5 protein-coding genes are annotated in these 3775 nt (G+C 54.9%); 4 read left to right on the forward strand and 1 reads right to left on the reverse strand.

Going from position 1 to position 3775, the window contains the following annotated elements:
- The 4 genes from IEY11_RS14490 to IEY11_RS14505 all read left to right on the forward strand — a co-directional run.
- Positions 1–582, forward strand: a 582-nt coding sequence (locus IEY11_RS14490; protein ID WP_207727243.1) for a putative phage tail protein, incomplete at its 5' end; no start/stop codon positions are given.
- Entirely contained in the window at positions 560–2548 is a 1989-nt protein-coding gene (locus tag IEY11_RS14495) for a hypothetical protein (protein WP_118729280.1), read from the forward strand. The genes IEY11_RS14490 and IEY11_RS14495, both read left to right, overlap by 23 nt.
- A 14-nt stretch (positions 2549–2562) precedes the next feature.
- A complete protein-coding gene (locus IEY11_RS14500; RefSeq protein ID WP_118729279.1) occupies positions 2563–3168 on the forward strand; it encodes a hypothetical protein in 606 nt (201 codons plus the stop codon).
- Positions 3149–3547 (forward strand): putative ABC transporter permease, encoded by a 399-nt coding sequence (locus IEY11_RS14505; protein WP_188886895.1) that lies wholly within the window; start codon positions 3149–3151, stop codon positions 3545–3547. Before IEY11_RS14500 ends, IEY11_RS14505 begins: the two co-directional genes overlap by 20 nt.
- On the opposite strand, the gene IEY11_RS14690 is transcribed toward IEY11_RS14505, so the two are convergent.
- Positions 3527–3775 (reverse strand): hypothetical protein (locus IEY11_RS14690; protein WP_207727244.1); only part of this gene is annotated, 249 nt, incomplete at its 5' end. The genes IEY11_RS14505 and IEY11_RS14690 overlap by 21 nt on opposite strands.

Genomic DNA, 3775 nt, shown 5'->3' on the forward strand with positions numbered 1-3775 from the left:
TACGATTGGCGGTGCGTCGTGAGAAAGAAGCTGCAAGACTACCTGCCGCCGATCCTGCTGAAAACCTACGAGTTTCCGCTTTTGTGCGACACTGAGCAGCCGGAGATTGACCGCCTGCGTGATGCCGCTGATGCGGTGCTCGATGCGCAGTTTATCAGTACCGCCGGTGAGACTGCTATTGCGCGTTACGAGAAGATCTTCGGTATTACGCCGATGGACACGGACACGCTGGCCGAGCGCCGGTTTAAGGTGCTCGCCAAGATCAATGCGCAGCTGCCGTTCTCGGTGCGCCGCCTGCGGCAGCAGCTTGAAACGCTCTGCGGTACGGACGGCTACAAGCTGGAACTGGACGGCGACAGGTACACACTGACGGTCAAAGTCGCGTTGACCGCAAAGCGCAATCAGCAGGCGGTTGAGGAGCTGCTTGCAGATATTGTGCCGGCGAATATGGTCTGCACGACGTCGCTGCTGTATAACACATGGGAGCAGATCAAGAAGTTAACATGGGGAGAGCTGAAAAAGCTCACCTGGCAAGAAATTAAGGAGGAGGTGCTGCCGGATGGAGCAAACACCGAATTATAAGCTGAATAAACCCGGCTACGAGGAGTTTGGCGATGTTGAAGTGCTCAACCAGAACTTTGCCGCGATCGACACCGAGCTGAAAAAGAATGCTGACGCGGTGGGCGAACGTGTCAAGACCACCGAACTGGCTGAGAAGGTCAAGGAGAGCGTCAAGAGCGGCGGTCTGACCGCTGCTGACTTGGGCGCGGTATCGGCGAAGGATAAGGGCAAGGCAGGCGGAGTTGCGAGCCTTGACAGCAGTGGCAAGGTGCCGAGCGGCCAACTGCCCGCAATGGATTATGATCCGTCTGGCACAGCGGCAAGCGCAGTATCCACGCATAACAGCAGTACAAGCGCACATTCTGTGCTGTTTGCGGCAAAGCAGGACAAAATCAAGGGCAAGAAGGGTAAATATGTCGGCTTTACGGCTGATAATACCGTGGGTGAGGTAGACGCACCGGCATCCGGCGGCAGTCACATTACGCTGACGTTTGCGGCTGATTTTGTCGGCTGTGCGTGGACACTCAAGGGTGGCGGGGAAACCTACACCGGCACGGTGGACAGCAGTCTGACGGCAACGGTCAGCGTGCTGGGCATTGGTGTGACCTACACGTTGAGTGCAGCGCTGTCCGGCACGACGTACACCGCCGAGGTGACGACCAAGGCGTATTACACGGCGCTTGCAGTAACGCTCGAGAAATTCCAGTCCACGATTACCGTTACCATTGACAGCGGCTCGACGGTTACGGCTACACTGGGCAGTACGGTATTGACCAAGACGAGCACCGGCACGGCGGTATTTACCGTCGGCAAGGCGGGTACTTGGGTAATCAAGGCCACCAAGGGTGACCAGACCGCAGAGGGCACGGTAAGCATTATCGCCAGTGGCCAGAGTAAGAGCCTGACGCTGAATTACGCTAACGTATTCGGTGTGATGTGGGATACGAGCAATTCGAGCACCGCGCTGACGCGCTTAACACCGAGCACTGACCCTTACGGACTGGTAACTAAGAGCGTAACGACTGAGCCGGTTCCGGCGGTTGGTACGGGTGCAGGTTCGAGTCCTTTTGACAGCTTTATGCCATGGAGCGGCATGAAAGAGTGCAATCTGAACAATGCGGGCGCTGTAACAGCATGGAAAGGTGACAGCGGGTTCTCACGTTCTAATAACTTTACCATGGTGTTTATTCCGGAGTTCTATGTTGCGGCGAAACGTAACGGTACGAAGCAGTATTTCTATGTGTCGGATAAGCCCAAGACTGGAATGACGAAACATCCGGGCAGTGGAAAGTATGTGGGAAGATACACTATTCCCGGAAGTAAATCCGGTGTTACGTCTACTGTAAATATCACTTGCACAACCGCACGCAGCAACGCTAAGAAAAACGGCGACAAGTGGCACTTGTACGATTTTGCAACTTACTGTGCTATCATCTGGCTGTACCTCATCGAATTTGCAGACTGGAATTGTCAGATCACGATAGGAGCAGGCGTTACAAAAAGTGAATATTCGGGCCCTGTCAGAAATGGAATGACGGATACGATGATATATCACACCGGAAATTCAACTGCTGGGTCAATAGAGTGTGCTGTACAGTATAGGTGGGTTGAAAACCTGTTGGGTAATGTATCCCAGTGGGTGGACGGCTTCAACGCGGACGGCACAACTGCTTACTACTGCACCGACCCGAGCAAGTACGCGGACGATACGACGACCGGTTATACCAAAATCGGCACGCTGCCTGCGTCCGGTTGGATTAAGGACTTGACCGTTACTGACAACGGTCTACTCATCCCCAAAACTATCGGCGGTTCGGAAACAACGTACATTCCAGACTTCGTGTGGTCGTCCTATGGTTGGAGCGTGCTGTGTGTTGGTGGCCATTGGGGCGGTGGCTCATATGCAGGTCTGTTGTACTTCAATGCGAGCAACGCCTCTTCGCGTTCGGGCTCGGACATCTCCGCGCGTCTCCTGTGCGAGGCCTGAAAGGAGTGACATAAATGAAGGTACATGGCGATAACAAGCCGGAGAAAATCACGGCGAACAGCTTGCCAAACAAGCCCGGACGGGCGTGGGTGCGTATCTGCTTGAACGCCCGGCAAGACGAGCGCGGCTGGGTGTATGACGAGTATGTCACCGAGGTTGCAGATGGTTCGGACTTGCAGGCGCGTGTGAATGAGCAGAACGACGCACTGCTTTTACAGGCCGTCGGCGAGGAATACGGCACACCGCTGACCTCAGTTGATGATCTGCGTGAGCAGCGTATCGCAGACAGCAAGACTGACCTCGCTGCATGGCTGTCCGAAAATCCGCTGACATGGACGGATGGTAAGAAGTATGCTGTAACGTCGGAAAAGCAGGCACAGCTTACCTCTGCACTGGCGGTACAGCAGGTTGCAGAGTCTGCCGGAGTGGAACGTGAGCTGCGATGGAACTCTACCGGCGATGAGTGTACGGTCTGGCAGTATGCTGACCTGTGTGCGCTGGCACTGGCGATTGCAGCCTATGTCGAGCCGCGCGTAAGCATCCAGCAGGCGGCGGAAGTCGATCTCCGCAATGCTGTGACGGCAGAGGAGGTCTTGAGTGTTGCGTGGAATTACGCCTAAGTCTGTGCTTGAGCACCTGCTGTTCGCGGTAATCGGTGGTGTGATGTACATGCTGATCGAGATCGCATGGCGCGGATACACGCACTGGTCGATGGGTGTACTCGGCGGCGTATGCTTTGTGGCAGTTGGCCTGCTGAATGAGATCCAGCAGCGACCGCCGATCATCTTGCAGATGGCACAGGGTGCTGTGATCTGCACCGTACTGGAGCTGCTGGCTGGTCTGGTGCTGAACGTCTGGCTTGGTCTTGACGTGTGGGACTACTCTGGCGTGCCCGGTAACATCATGGGGCAGGTGTGCCCGCAGTTTATGTTTGCATGGGCGGCACTGTCGGCGGTGGCCGTCTGGGTTGAGGACCGATTACACAAGATCTTTGACTAATCGACAAAAATAGCTGGAATTTTTACACTTGCGATAGGGCAATCGCCCAGAAAGGACAACATTATGCATCCCAGCAACATCTACATCAAGCACTGGCGCAGCGTACAGTACGAATATAATCGCATTATCGCGTAAGAAAGTAGGTAAAACCATGGATAAAGTAAACGATTTTAAGCTGGCCGTGACGGCAGTTGTCGCGCTGCTGACCTCACTCTGGGGCTGGTTCGG

The organism is Butyricicoccus faecihominis, from assembly GCF_014648015.1.
Classification (GTDB): Bacteria; Bacillota; Clostridia; order Oscillospirales; family Butyricicoccaceae; genus Agathobaculum; species Agathobaculum butyriciproducens.